Here is a 12686-nt window from a genome sequence, read left to right on the forward strand (position 1 = left end):
ACGGGGAACCCCATGTCACCGACCGCGCTGTCCGTGCTCGACCTGTCCCCGGTGTCCGCCGGCGGCACCGTCGCCGACGCCCTGCGGCACACCGTGGACCTGGCCCGCCGGGTCGAGCAGTTCGGCTACCGCCGCTACTGGCTGGCCGAGCACCATCTGGCCGCCGGGGTGGCCAGCTCCGCCCCGACCGTGCTCATCGGGCAGGTCGCCGCGGCCACCAGCGTGCTGCGGGTCGGCTCCGGCGCGGTGCAGGTCGGCCACCGCACCGCCCTGTCGGTGGTGGAGGAGTTCGGCACCCTCGCCGCCCTCCACCCGGGCCGCATCGACCTCGGCATCGGCCGGTCAGGTCAGCGACAGGCCGAGGCCGCCCGGGAACGCGCCGCACCCACCCCGCCACCGACCGGGGCCCGGGTGGTCGACGGGCTGCTGATCCCCGCCCCGTTCTCCTACGCCCACCTCGTCGGCGCACCCCGGTACGCCCTCGCCACCGCGCTGCTGCACCAGGCCGGTGCGCAACCGCCCGCGTTCGCCGGGCAGCTCGACGACATCCTCGCGCTGCTGCGCGGCGACTACCGGGACGCCGACGGTCTCGACGCGCACGCCGTGCCGGGGGAGGGGGCGGACCTGCAGGTATGGCTGTTGGGCAGCAGCGGTGGGGAGAGCGCCCGGCTGGCCGGGGTGCGGGGCCTGCCCTTCGCCGCCAACTACCACGTCAGCCCCGCGACGGTGCTCGACGCGGCCGAGGCGTACCGGGCCGCGTTCCGGCCGTCGGCGGCGCTGGCCGAGCCGTACCTGGTGGTCTCCGCCGACGTGCTGGTCGCCGACACCGACGCCGAGGCGCGTCGGCTGGGCAGCCCGTACGGGTCATGGGTGCGCAGCATCCGTGGCGGTGACGGCGCGATCCCCTACCCGAGCCCCGAGCAGGCCGTCACCCTGCCGTGGACCGACGCCGACCGGCAGCTCGTCGCCGACCGGGTGGACACCCGGTTCGTCGGCGCACCGGAGACGGTCGCGGCACGGTTGCGCACCCTGCGGGACGTCACCGGCGCCGACGAGCTGCTGATCACCACGATCACCCACGACCACGCCGACCGGGTGCGGTCCTATCAGCTGCTGGCGAAGGAGTGGGCCCAGTCCGGCGACACCGGCCTGGGCCGATAGCACGACGGCGCGTTCACCCTGGCCCGGACGGGACCACGGATCGGGGGTGTCCGGGTCGGGGTGTCACGTCATCGCGCTGAGCAGCCCGACCCGCGGGCACAGGTGCCGTCCCGGCCCAGTGCACCGGAAGTCGGAACTCCGCCATCACCGTGGCGTGCCGGGCTATATTGACGCAAGTCACTTACTGCTCTGGAGGTGCCCGACGTGAGAGTCCGTTCGATGGTGGCGGCAGCGGTCGTGGCGGGGGTCGCGGCCACCGGTGCCGGCACCGCGACGCTCGCCGGCGCCGCGCCGGCCGATCCGGCCCCGGCCGCCACGACCCTGGCCGTCGGCGACTTCGACTTCACCCGTCCGCAGGTCGTGGCCACCGGCCTGACGGTCCCCTGGGGGATGGACTTCCTGCCCGACGGCAGCGCCCTGACGGCCCTGCGCAACTCCGGCCAGGTGGTGCGGGTCCGCCCCGGGCAGGCCGCGGAGCAGGTGGCCCAGATCTCCGGCGTGACCGCGACCGGCGAGGGCGGCCTGCTCGGCCTGGCGGTCTCCCCGGGGTACGCCCAGGACGGTTACGTCTACGTCTACCTGAGCACCGCCACGGACAACCGGATCGTCCGCTTCCGGCTCACCGCGCCCCAGAACCAGGAGCCGGTCCTCATCGGCCTGGCCCGCTCCACCATCCACAACGGCGGACGGATCGCCTTCGGCCCGGACGGGATGCTCTACGCCGGGGTCGGCGACGCGGGGCAGACGGCCAACGCGCAGAACCCGCAGAGCCGCAACGGCAAGATCCTCCGGATGCGACCGGACGGATCGGTGCCGTCGGACAACCCGACGGCCGGTTCCCTGGTCTACAGCCTCGGGCACCGCAACGTGCAGGGCCTGACCTGGGACGCCCAGGGGCGGCTCTACGCCGCCGAGTTCGGGCAGAACACCTGGGACGAGGTCAACCTCATCGTGGCCGGTGGCAACTACGGCTGGCCGACGGTCGAGGGGCGGGCCAACGATCCCCGGTTCCGGGACCCGCTGCTGGTCTGGACGACCGCGGAGGCGTCCCCGAGCGGGGCGGCGGTCGCCGGCAACCGACTCTTCGTCGCCGCGTTGCGCGGCACCCGGCTGTGGAACGTGCCGCTCACCGGCACCGGCGGGGTCGGCACCCCGACGGCCGAGTTGACCGGCACCTACGGACGCCTGCGCACCGTGGAGTACGGTCCGGACGGCTGGCTCTGGGTCACCACCAGCAACCGGGACGGGCGGGGCACCCCGGCGGCGACCGACGACCGCATCCTGCGTTTCCCGCCGAGGGACACCACCCCACCGCCGACCACCACCCCACCGCCCACCACGGTCCCGCCGACGACGCCCCCGCCCACCACCGCCCCGCCCACCACCGGGCCACCGTCCACGCCCCCGCCGGTGTCGTGCCGGGTCATCTGGCAGCCCAACCAGTGGACCGGTGGGTTCACCGCCGAAGTGTCGATCACCAATCTGGGCTTCTCGGTGACCAGTTGGACGTTGACCTGGACCTTCGGCGCCGACCAACGGGTCACCAACGCCTGGAACGCGCAGGTGACCCAGTCCGGGGCCACCGTCACCGCCCGTAACGCCGCCTGGAACGGCAACCTGCCGCAGAGCAGCACGGTCAGCTTCGGCCTCCAGGGCACCTTCGGCGCGAGCAACCCCCGCCCCGCCGCCTTCCAGTTCAACGGGGGCGTCTGCCTGGTCCAGTGACCCGCGCCGGGGCCGCCCGGACCACCACCGGTCGGCCGCCGTGCGCCGCGCCACCGCCCACCGGGACCAGGCGATCGTGCGGTCACCGTCGACGACGGCGGACCGGCGTCGGTCGAACCGGGGCAATATGCCCGATTCGCCGACGCCGGCCCCCGTTCCGGTGGAGCCTGCGAGGGACGCCATCGCGGACGGCCGTCGCGGCACGGGGGTGATCGTGAGTCGAAGGTTCGTCGGGCTGCTGGTGCTGACCGGCCTGATGCCGATGATCGAGGCCGTCGTGCTGGTCATCCTGGGATTCCGGGCCGCCGAGGGGGTGCCACCCCAGGTCACCGCCCTCTGGCCGTACGACACCTACCACGATCTGCGGTGGCTCTACGTCTACCACCGGTCGTGGTGGGAGTTCGCGCTCTGGCTGTGTTACATACTGGTCGCCCGGGGTCTGTTCACCACCGGCCTGGTGGTGCTGGCCTGGCCGGCCGAGGTGCGCCGGCCGTCGTTGGGGTGGCTGCTGCGGCGTAACGTCGTGCTCGGTGTGCTGGTCGGCGTGTTCGTCGCGCCCTGGGCGGCGATCTCGGTGGCGGCGTCGGTGGTGGCGCTGTCCTGGGTGCTGCTGGCGTCCCTGCTGCCGATGTTCCTGCTCGCGCCGTTCCTGCAACGGGTGGCCGTGGTGGAACACTGGTGGCGCGGACTGCCGTCGATCTCCCTGGTCGGTTGGTCGCTGCTGAACTTCGTGGTGCTCACGGTGGCCGGCGCGTTGTGCTGGGTCACGCCCGGCTGGTGGACGGTGCCGGTCGCCGGCGTGGCGGGGGTGCTCAACGGGCTGCTGTGGAACCGGACGGTCCGGGCGGCGCTGCTGCCGTCGCGGGTGCGCTGGGCCCGGGTGCCGGTGACGCCGCTGGCGGCGCTGCTGGCGGTCGCCGTACCGCTGGTCATCCCACCGGTGACGGACCTGGTCCCGGGGAACGAGCAGTGGATCAGGACGGCGGTGCTGGAACGACCGCTGCCGTCCGAGGTCACCCACGCGGTGATCGTGCTCACCGGCTACGGCTCGGACTACGGGGGTGAGCAGCCGGCCGACCCCCGGGTGCAACGGTTCTCCTACCGGGGGCTCGACCCCGACGGGAGACCGCTGGCGTACCGGTCGTCGGACACCACGAAGTCGATGGCGGACAGCGTGTCGCTGCTCGCCCGACAGGTGGAGCGGCTGCACCGGCGCACCGGGCGGCGGGTGGCGCTGATCGGCGAGAGCGAGGGGGCGTTGGTGGCCCGTACGTACCTCGCCCGACGCCCCGACCCGGTGGTCGACACCCTCGTCATGTTCAGCCCGCTGATCTACGCCGGCCGGGCCTACTACCCGCCGCCGCACCACGACCGGGGCTGGGGGGTGGCCACCGGCTGGCAGCTACGGGCCATCTTCGGGCTGGCCGACGTCGGCGGCGGTCCGGACGAGCCGTTCATCCGTTCGTTGCTCGACGACGCGCCGTTCTACCGCAACCAGCTGATGTGTCCCGTGCCGGGGGTGCGGATCGTGGCCTTCCTGCCCACCGCGACGGCCACCGAGGCGCCGCCGGGCGAGTACAGCCGGATTCCGGTGTTCCAGATCCCCGGGGTGCACGGCGGGCTGCTGGACCGCAGGCTGGTCCAGGATCGGCTGATCGACTTCCTCCTGGGCAGGCCGATCGCGCAGACCCGGGCCGAGTATCCGCTGCTCCAGAGCTTCGCGGCGGCCTGGCAGGCGCCACCGTTGCCGATCGAGGCGAATCCGGCCTGGGCGGGCAACCGGCAGCCCGATCCGGCGTTCACCGGCAAGGTCTGCCTGCCGGCGGGATGACCGTCCGGCCCGGCCGCGTCACGCCGTCCGCCGACCCGGACCCCGCGTCAACCCCACAGCAGGTGGACGACGACCAGCACGGCGACCAGGTCCGGGCCGCGCAGCACCTGACGGACCAGGTCGACCGGCACCATCGCGAAGGGGGTGTTGACCATCGCCCCGCCGTAGCGCATCGGTGGGCGGGTGCCGGCCCAGAAGGCGGCCGTCACGATCCCGAGCAGCAGCACCGCGTCGAGCGGGCCGGGAACCGGCCGCCGGCGCGGAACCGTCGGCCGCGTACCAGTCCGATCGCGCGCCACCGGCGGCTCTCCACCAGCGCGGCGAGCAGCGACGGGTCCAGCAGTACGGCCGTGGTGGTGGCGGCGTTGGCGAACTGCGCCCCCGTGGTCAGCGTCGCCCGGTCCACCCGGGGGAGACGCCGGTGCGCGCGGACGGTCGACGCCACCGCGACGGGCAGCAACGCCAGGCCGACGCCGGCGGTGAGCGGCACCGGCGGCAGTGGGAGGGACCATCCGACGGCGTGCCCGAGCACCATCAGCACCGCGATCGCGGCACCGGCGGCGGGCAGACCGAGGGCGGCAGCTCCGCCCAGCGGGGTGTGCTGCGGGCGCTCTGGGCGACGACGGCCCACCCGGTCGCGGTGGCCCCGCAGGTGAGGCCGGCCAACGCCGCCCAGCCCAGGTCGGCGGGCCGGTCGTGGCCACCGGCGAAGGCGGCGGCCACCGCCAGCAGGCCCGCCCCGACGGTGACACCGCCGACCAGCCCGCCGAACCGGGGGAGCAGCCACGCCCGGCGGTCCACCGGAGAGCTGACCAGCCAGGTCTGGGCGGCGGGGGTGACCAGCACGACCGGGTCGGCGGTGCCGCCGTGGGCGTAGGCGACCAGTTCGAGGTGTTCGACGACGGACAGGTCCGGAAAGAAGTCGATGTCGTCGAGGGCGGCGGCGACCGCCGCGCGGACCCGGGGGTCGGTCTCGTCGCAGCGTCGGCCGTCGAGCAGGACCTCACCCTCGTCGGGGCGGTCCGCCCCGACGACGCAGCGCAGCAGGGTGGTCTTGCCGGAGCCGTTCGGCCCGACGACGACGGCGACCTGCCCCGCGTCGAGCTGGAAGCGCACGTCGTCGAGGACGACCAGCGCGCCGAACCGGCGGGTCAGCCCGCGTACGGCAAGTGTGCTGCCCACTGCCCACTGCCGCACGCGGGCCGGTACGGCCGTCGACCCGGCTCGGCCCGGCGGGACGGTCAGCCCTTCACGGCGCCGATCAGCACACCCTTGATGAAGTGCCGCTGGATGAACGGATAGACCGCGACGATCGGGGCGACGGTGAGCACGACCACCGCCATCTTGATCGCCTCGGTCGGTGGCATGGTGACGCCGCCGCTGCCGCCGGAGGTGTGCGGGGCCTGGCCGGCCAGCAGGTAGCTCTGCAACACCCGCTGGATCGGGTACATGTCGTTGCGGTCGATGAACAGCAGCGCGTCGAACCAGACGTTCCAGTAGCTCACCGCGTAGAACAGCCCCACCACGGCGATGACCGCCCGGGACAGCGGCAGCACGATCTGGGCCAGGGTACGGAAGTGACTGGCCCCGTCGACCCGGGCGCTGTCCATCAGTTCCTGCGGGATGGCCTGGAAGAAGCCGCGCACCACGACCAGGTTGAAGACGCTGATCGCCGGCGGCAGGATCAGCGCCCAGATGGTGTCCTTGAGGCCCAGCCCGGTCACCACCAGGTACTTCGGCACCAACGGCGGGTAGACCAGGAACGGGACCAGGAAGTAGATCAGCAGCCAGCGGTAGCCCACCGAACGCGGCTGGGACAACCCGTACGCGGCGAGGACGGTCACGGTCAACGCCAGCGCGCTGCCGATGACGGTGACCAGCGTGCTGATCCACAACGCCCGGGTGACCGCCCCACCGGCGAAGATCGTCTCGTAGGCCGAGGTGTCGATGCCCCGGGGGATGACGACGATGCCGCCGGCCTCGGCGAGGGTCTCCCGGGAGGACAGGCTGGTCACCAGGATCACCCAGAGCGGGAAGAGCACGCTGAGCACGAGCAGGGTCAGGAAGGTGGCCTTCAGCCCCTGGCCGATGCGGGTCGGTGGCTCCTCCCAGATGGGCCGGCGGTCGCGCCCGGTGCGGGCCCGCAGTGCGACGGTCTCGGTCATTTCGAGTAGATCCCCCGTTCGCCGAGCAGGTGGGCGACCCGGTTGGCGGCCAGGATCAGGCCGAGCCCGATCGCGGCCTTGAACAGCCCGGCCGCCGCGCCGTAGCCGTAGTTCCCGGTGGCGATGGAGAAGTGGTAGACGAAGGTGTCGAGCACCTCGGCGGCCTGCCGGCCCACCGCCTCGCGTTGCAGCAGGAACTGTTCGAAGCCGACCGAGAGCGCGTCGCCCAGCCGCAGGATGAGCAGCAGCATGATCACCGGGCGCAGGCCGGGCAGGGTGATGTGCCACAGCCGCCGCCATCGGCCGGCGCCGTCGGCCGCCGCCGCCTCGTAGAGGCTGATGTCGATGGTGGACAGCGCGGCGAGGAAGACGATGGTCCCCCAGCCGACGTCCTTCCAGACCGCCTCGGCGGTGACCAGGATGATGAAGGTGTCCGGGTTGGTCATCACGTTCCACGGCTGCATGCCGGCCTCGCGCATGGTCTGTGCGAGCAGGCCGGCGCCGCCGAGCATGGCGACGAAGAAGCTGACCACCAGCACCCAGCTGAAGAAGTGCGGCAGGTAGACGACGGTCTGCACGAAGCCGCGCCACCGGCTGGAGAGCAGGTTGTGCAGCATGATCGCCAGGAAGATCGGCAGCGGGAAGAAGAAGACCAGCTGGAAGGCGGTGATCGCCAGGGTGTTGCGGAACGCTTCCCAGAAGGCCGAGTCCTCGAAGAGCAGTTGGAACTGGCCGAAACCGATCCAGTTGCTGCGGGTGAACGCCTGCAACGGGTTGTCCCCGAGGTAGGGGTTGTAGTCCTGGAAGGCGATGACGTTGCCGAGGATCGGCAGGTAGCTGAAGACCAACAGGACGAGGAAGCCGGGCGTCACCATGGCCAGCAGTTGCCAGTCCCGGGCGAGCCGGGTGCGCAGCGGCACCCGCCGCCGGCGGGCGGGGCGCTGGCGGTGCCTCGCCCGGGTGGGGCCGTCGGGCCGGGTCCGGTCGGACCCGGCCACGACGGTGGTGTCGCGAGTGGTCATCGCCCGGCCTTGGGCAGCGACTTGGCGAGCAGTTGCCGTGCTTCCTCGCCCCCGTTGGCCTTCCACTCCTGCACGATGGCGTCGATGTCGGAGAGCGGCCGGCGGCCCCGCAGCATGTCGGTGATCTTGTCCTCGGTGGGCACCTGGTTGGCCTTGTACGTGGCCGGCATCTCCAGCTTCACCCCGTCCCAGGGGTCCTTCTCCAGGTACTTCACCATATTGTTGGAGTAGTTCAGCAGGTCCGGCACGTAGTTCGGGGTCTCCGGGTACGGGCCGATGGTGGGGTTGCGACCGCTGATGAAGAAGTACTGGTTGGCGATCTCCTTGAACGCCAGGTCGGTCTTGACCGGCCCGTTCGGCGTGCTGGTGTGGTGCTTGCCGGCCACCCCGTAGTCACGCAGCTGCGCCTCCTGCGAGCCCAGCGGCGCGGAGCACCAGTTCATGATCCGCAGCAACTCCTCGACCCGCTCCTTGCCCAGCCCCTTCTTGACGAAGGTGAAGGAGATCGGCTCGTCGTCCCCCCAGACCAGCGGGTCGCCGCCGGTGGCGGAGAAGATCGGCACCGGCTGGATGTTCAGCTTGGGGTTGACCTTCTGGTGCTCGGCCTGGGCGCCCTGCCAGAAGCCGAGACCGTTGCGGGTGAAGACGATCGCGCCGTTCTTGGCGAACAGCTGGGCGTTGTCCGCGCCCCTGCTGGCGATGATCTCGGGGTGGACCAGACCGTCCTTGTAGATCTTGGCCATCACCTCCACGGCCTGCCGGTACTCCGGGGTCTCGTACTTGAACTCCGGGGTGCCGTCGGCCTTCAGCCGCCAGCCCTGCTTGGAGGCGGGCACCTTGTGGTACATCTGGATCATGTCGAAGACGTTGTCGAACGCCCACACCTTCTTGGCCGGGTCGGTGACCTGCTTGGCCACGGAGAGCAGGTCGTCGAGCGACGCCGGCACGGCCAGCCCACGGGCGTCGAGCAGGTCCTTGCGGGTGAACAGCGCCCAGGGGAACGGCCCGTCGGTGGGGTTGGGAACGGCCACCAGCCGCTCGTTCCACAGCGAGTTGCGCCAGGCGCCGGTCGGGAACGAGGCGAGCATCGGGTACGCGTTGGCCGCGTCGCCCTTGAGGTAGTCGGTGAGGTCCTCGAAGAGCACCTTGATCGCCTCGGAGAAGCGCGGGATCTTGTCCACTTCCCATTGGGGCACGCAGAGCAGCTCCGGGACGTCCCGGGCGCCGAGCATCGCGTTGAGCTTGTCGGCGTAGGTGTTGCCGTCCTGGATGGTGAAGTCGACCGGGGTGCCCAGCTCGGCGTTCACCGCCTGCAGGTAGGCGCTCTGGGTTACCCCGGGCGGGGCCGGACCCCACGCCGGGGTCATCGCGGTGACCTGCTTGCCGCTGGTGCCGGGCCGTTCGGTGATCGCGTCGACCAGCGAGGTCGGGTACTTCGTGTAGCCGTCGGGCACCGGGCGGGTGCCGATGATGTCGGGCCTGGTGCTCTGGGCCAGGTCCTTGTGCGTCGGCAGCAGATCGGCGTAGGCGTCCAGGTTCTGCGCGGCGCCGGAGCCGGCCGGCTTCTCGGAGCACCCGGCGAGCAGCGGGCCGCCGGCGACGGCGGCCGTGCCGAGGCCGACCAGGCCGAGGAAGTGTCGGCGCGAGGCTGTCGAGCCGGGTTTCTGGGGTGTCATCGGTCCCCCTTCGAGAAGGGCTAGGTAGTGGGTTCGCAGGTTGGGGGTGGAGCTAGTTGGTCTGGATGTTAAACAAACTAATGGACGGCGGGAGATTCCGACAAGAGGCATCGATGGCCGCCGTACCGGTGCCGGTGGCACACCCCGCGTCGCGGCGGCGCACCGGTCGGCGCACCCGCGGCCGGAACCACGCCAGGGGACGACGAGCGGCCCCCGCACCGGCTGCGTAGGCTGCCCGGATGAGCGCACCGTCCCGCATCCTGGTCTACGGGGTGTACGGCGCGGGCAAGTCGACCCTCGCGGCGGTGCTGGCCGACCGGCTGCGGTTGCCGTGGCACCCGGTCGACGACCTGCTGTGGCAGCCCGGCTGGGTCGAGGTGCCGGTCGCCGAGCAGCGCAGCCGGATCATCGAGGTCTGCCGGGGCGACCGGTGGATCCTCGACGGGGCGTACCACGGGTGGCGGGACGTGCCCCTGGACCGCGCCGACCTGGTCGTCGCCCTGGACTACCCCCGCTGGCGTTCCTTCGGGCGGCTGCTGCGGCGTACCCTCCGCCGGCTGGTCACGGGGGAGGAGATCTGCAACGGCAACCGCGAGTCACTGGGCAGCGTGCTGTCCCGGGACTCGGTCCTGCTGTGGCACATCAGCGCATTCGGTCGGGCCCGGCGACGGATGCGGGCCTGGCAGGCCGACCCGTCGGGGCCGCCGGTGCTGCTGTTCCGCTCCCCGACGGAGCTTTCGCGCTGGCTGGCCGCCCTGCCCCGACGGTGAGCGGCCGGGACGCCCCCGCGCCCCGGCCCGTCACTGTTTGGGCGCGGCGCCGTTGTCGACGAACCGGAACACCGTTTCCAGGGGGGCGTCGCCGAGTTCCTCCAGGATCAGCCCGCGCTGGTCGGAGTACTGGAGATAGGCGGAGTTGTTGCTGAGGGCATAGGTCCGCTGGCCCCCCTCCGAGCCGTGCACCACGATCGAGAACAGTTGCCTCGGCTCGTCCGGCGAGCAGGCGGCCGCGACGACGGTGAGCGGGTCGGAACCCGCCGACCGGACCTGCCAGCAGTCCCGGTCACCGTCGGCGTTCGATTCGGCGGTGCGGACCAGGTAGGTGCCGGACCCCTGGGGCACGAACACGAACAGGCGACGGCCCTCGTCGCCGTCGACCTCGCCGAGGCTGCCGTCGTCGAGCAGGGACACCACGGACTCCATCGCGGCTGGCCGCAGGAGGACGTACCGGCGCCCGCCGAGCCGCAGCGGATCGGTGGGCGCCGAACTCTTCGGCGCGTCGGGCGTGGCGCTCGGCGTGGCGCTGGGCGTGGCGCTGGGCGAGCCGGACGTCGGTTCCGGGGTGTCCGGGGTCGGCCCCGTGGACGGGGACTGCGGTGACGGGCCTGGCGTCGTGCTGTTCGGGCCGGCGGGCAGGGTGGTGCGCGCAGGCCCGGCGAGGTGGACCACGGTGGCGCCGGCCCCCACCGCCCCCAGCAGGGCGACACCCAGCGCGGCGGTCGCGAGGTGCCGACGCCGACGCCTGCTGTCACCGCGTCGACGGACCTCGGCGACGGCGGTGAGCCGACCGGTCTGTCGGGCGTGTCGGGCCAGCCCGTGCAGGGCCTCGTCGAGCATGTCGTCAGGCCCCATGGCTCCTCCCGGCCGTCGTCTGATGTCCGTCACCGGTCAGGTATCTGGCCAGGCCCTGACGGCCCCGGGCCAACCGGGTCTTGACGGTGTTCGGATTCGCCCGGGTCTCCGCGGCGATCTCGGCCACGCTGAGGCCGACCAGATGGTGCAACACGATGGCCCGGCGCTGCTCGGTGGGGATGTGCCGTAACGCGTCGACCAGCACCACGTGATCGACGGAGACCGGTTCCACCTCCTGCCCGGTCGCCTCCCGCCGGTGCGCCTTGACCCGGTTCACCGCCTTGCGCCACGCGCTCACCGCCACCCGGTAGGCGACCTTGCGTACCCACGCCTCGGGGCTGTCGCACTCCCGCACGGTCGACCACCGGCTCCAGGCCCGGGCGTACGCCTCGGCCACCGCGTCCTCGGCCTCGGTACGACTGCCGAGCATCGCGTACACCTGCCCCAGCACCCGTTGCGCCGACGAGGCGTAGAAGGCGTCGAACTCCTCGGCGTCACGCATCGGTCACGCTCTCCCAGCGCCCGGTCGGCTCTGATCCCGCCCCACCCGGCCCGGGTACCGCCCTGCCCCGCGCCGGCCCGGTCGGACCGGACGGGGTCGCTCTCCCGCCCGGTCCGACCGGCCTGCCGTCAGCGGTTGGCGGGCGCCGGTCCGTTGTCGTTGAACCGGAAGCTGCTCGTCGGCGGGGCGTCACCCAGCTCCTCGAGGATGAGGCCGGAGCGTGCGGAGTCCCGCAGGAACGCCCCGGCGTTGCTGATCAGGTAGGACGGCGTGGTGCTGGTCGCGGCGACGATCTCGAACTGCTGGCGGGGATCGTCGGTCTTGCAGGTGGCAGCCCGGACCTCCAGCGGTCGGGTGTCGCCCGGATTATGCACCCGCCAGCAGAGCGGGCCGGCACTGGCCCGCGAATACGCCTTGATGAGGTACTTCCCCCCGCCCAGCGGGGTCGGCACGAAGAGCTGTCGGCCCTGGTCGTCGTCGACCTCGGCCAGCCGACCGGAGTCGGGCAGCGACAGGCCGCTCTCGAACGCGCCGACCCGGACGATCGTGTACTGACGGTTGCCCGGGAACCCTCTCGGGGCGCTGCTCGTCTTCGGCGGCGTGGCGGACAACCCCACCGGGACGCTGTCCGCGACGCCCGTCACGTCCTGCCCCGCCACGGCCGGCGGGGCGGCGTCGGCCCCGGGCCGGGTGTCCACCGCACAGGCCGCCAGTGCTCCGGTCAGTGCCAGCAACCCGGCACCCGCGAGCCATCGTTTCATCGACATTGTCCGCTCCTCCACCTGGGGACGTGGTCGGCAGGTCCGCCGTCGCACCGGTCCGGTGCCGACGTCGTTGCCCGACTCACCTTTCAGGACGTTCGGCGCGGCCGCCAGGTTTCAGCCCCACCCCACGATCTTTTCGACACCGCCGACATCGTCCTGGCGGCGGGACCGGGGCGTCAGGCCCGCATGCCCGCCCGGCCGCCCGTCCG

13 protein-coding genes are annotated in these 12686 nt (G+C 72.3%); 4 read left to right on the forward strand and 9 right to left on the reverse strand.

Annotation, left to right across the window (positions count from 1 at the left end):
* The first annotated feature begins 12 nt into the window (after nucleotides 1-12).
* The 3 genes from ACQP1S_RS14315 to ACQP1S_RS14325 all read left to right on the forward strand — a co-directional run bounded on the left by ACQP1S_RS14315 (nucleotide 13) and on the right by ACQP1S_RS14325 (nucleotide 4717).
* Nucleotides 13-1161, forward strand: coding sequence for an LLM class flavin-dependent oxidoreductase (locus ACQP1S_RS14315; protein WP_432906975.1), 1149 nt, complete (start codon nucleotides 13-15; stop codon nucleotides 1159-1161).
* Nucleotides 1162-1365: 204 nt separating this feature from the next.
* Complete coding sequence (locus tag ACQP1S_RS14320) at nucleotides 1366-2886, forward strand: PQQ-dependent sugar dehydrogenase (protein ID WP_432906977.1); 1521 nt, start codon at nucleotides 1366-1368, stop codon at nucleotides 2884-2886.
* A 214-nt stretch (nucleotides 2887-3100) separates the two neighbouring features.
* A complete protein-coding gene (locus ACQP1S_RS14325; RefSeq protein WP_091240830.1) occupies nucleotides 3101-4717 on the forward strand; it encodes an esterase/lipase family protein in 1617 nt (538 codons plus the stop codon).
* 47 nt (nucleotides 4718-4764) lie between these two features.
* On the opposite strand, the gene ACQP1S_RS14330 is transcribed toward ACQP1S_RS14325, so the two are convergent.
* Genes ACQP1S_RS14330 through ACQP1S_RS14355 form a run of 6 tightly spaced genes read right to left on the reverse strand, consistent with a single transcriptional unit; the run spans nucleotide 4765 to nucleotide 9580 of the window.
* A complete protein-coding gene (locus ACQP1S_RS14330) occupies nucleotides 4765-4944 on the reverse strand; it encodes a hypothetical protein (protein ID WP_432906979.1) in 180 nt (59 codons plus the stop codon).
* Entirely contained in the window at nucleotides 4923-5252 is a 330-nt protein-coding gene (locus ACQP1S_RS14335) for a DUF6297 family protein (protein ID WP_432908026.1), read from the reverse strand. The genes ACQP1S_RS14330 and ACQP1S_RS14335 overlap by 22 nt, the downstream gene beginning before the upstream one ends.
* Nucleotides 5252-5899 carry a DUF6297 family protein gene (locus tag ACQP1S_RS14340; protein ID WP_432906981.1) on the reverse strand — a complete coding sequence of 216 codons (648 nt, stop codon included), beginning with the start codon at nucleotides 5897-5899 and terminating at the stop codon, nucleotides 5252-5254. The genes ACQP1S_RS14335 and ACQP1S_RS14340 overlap by 1 nt, the downstream gene beginning before the upstream one ends.
* 59 nt (nucleotides 5900-5958) lie before the next feature.
* On the reverse strand, nucleotides 5959-6882 hold the full coding sequence (locus ACQP1S_RS14345; protein WP_432906983.1) for a carbohydrate ABC transporter permease: 924 nt from the start codon (nucleotides 6880-6882) through the stop codon (nucleotides 5959-5961).
* Entirely contained in the window at nucleotides 6879-7904 is a 1026-nt protein-coding gene (locus ACQP1S_RS14350; RefSeq protein ID WP_432906984.1) for an ABC transporter permease, read from the reverse strand. Before ACQP1S_RS14350 ends, ACQP1S_RS14345 begins: the two co-directional genes overlap by 4 nt.
* Entirely contained in the window at nucleotides 7901-9580 is a 1680-nt protein-coding gene (locus tag ACQP1S_RS14355; RefSeq protein WP_432906985.1) for an extracellular solute-binding protein, read from the reverse strand. The genes ACQP1S_RS14350 and ACQP1S_RS14355 overlap by 4 nt, the downstream gene beginning before the upstream one ends.
* A 239-nt stretch (nucleotides 9581-9819) precedes the next feature.
* Between ACQP1S_RS14355 and ACQP1S_RS14360 the strand changes: the two genes are divergently transcribed.
* Nucleotides 9820-10350, forward strand: coding sequence for an adenylate kinase (locus ACQP1S_RS14360; protein WP_432906987.1), 531 nt, complete (start codon nucleotides 9820-9822; stop codon nucleotides 10348-10350).
* A gap of 30 nt (nucleotides 10351-10380) precedes the next feature.
* Here ACQP1S_RS14360 and ACQP1S_RS14365 read toward each other — a convergent pair whose 3' ends face one another.
* The 3 genes from ACQP1S_RS14365 to ACQP1S_RS14375 all read right to left on the reverse strand — a co-directional run bounded on the left by ACQP1S_RS14365 (nucleotide 10381) and on the right by ACQP1S_RS14375 (nucleotide 12480).
* Nucleotides 10381-11211, reverse strand: a complete 831-nt coding sequence (locus ACQP1S_RS14365) for an RICIN domain-containing protein (protein ID WP_432906989.1) — start codon at nucleotides 11209-11211, stop codon at nucleotides 10381-10383.
* The gene (locus ACQP1S_RS14370; protein WP_363672731.1) at nucleotides 11201-11713 is read right to left on the reverse strand and encodes an RNA polymerase sigma factor; all 513 of its coding nucleotides are present in this window, start codon (nucleotides 11711-11713) and stop codon (nucleotides 11201-11203) included. The genes ACQP1S_RS14365 and ACQP1S_RS14370 overlap by 11 nt, the downstream gene beginning before the upstream one ends.
* 128 nt (nucleotides 11714-11841) lie before the next feature.
* Nucleotides 11842-12480 carry a hypothetical protein gene (locus ACQP1S_RS14375; RefSeq protein WP_432906991.1) on the reverse strand — a complete coding sequence of 213 codons (639 nt, stop codon included), beginning with the start codon at nucleotides 12478-12480 and terminating at the stop codon, nucleotides 11842-11844.
* Nucleotides 12481-12686 lie beyond the last annotated feature (206 nt).

Source organism: Micromonospora matsumotoense (assembly GCF_050951065.1).
Lineage (GTDB): Bacteria > Actinomycetota > Actinomycetes > Mycobacteriales > Micromonosporaceae > Micromonospora > Micromonospora matsumotoensis.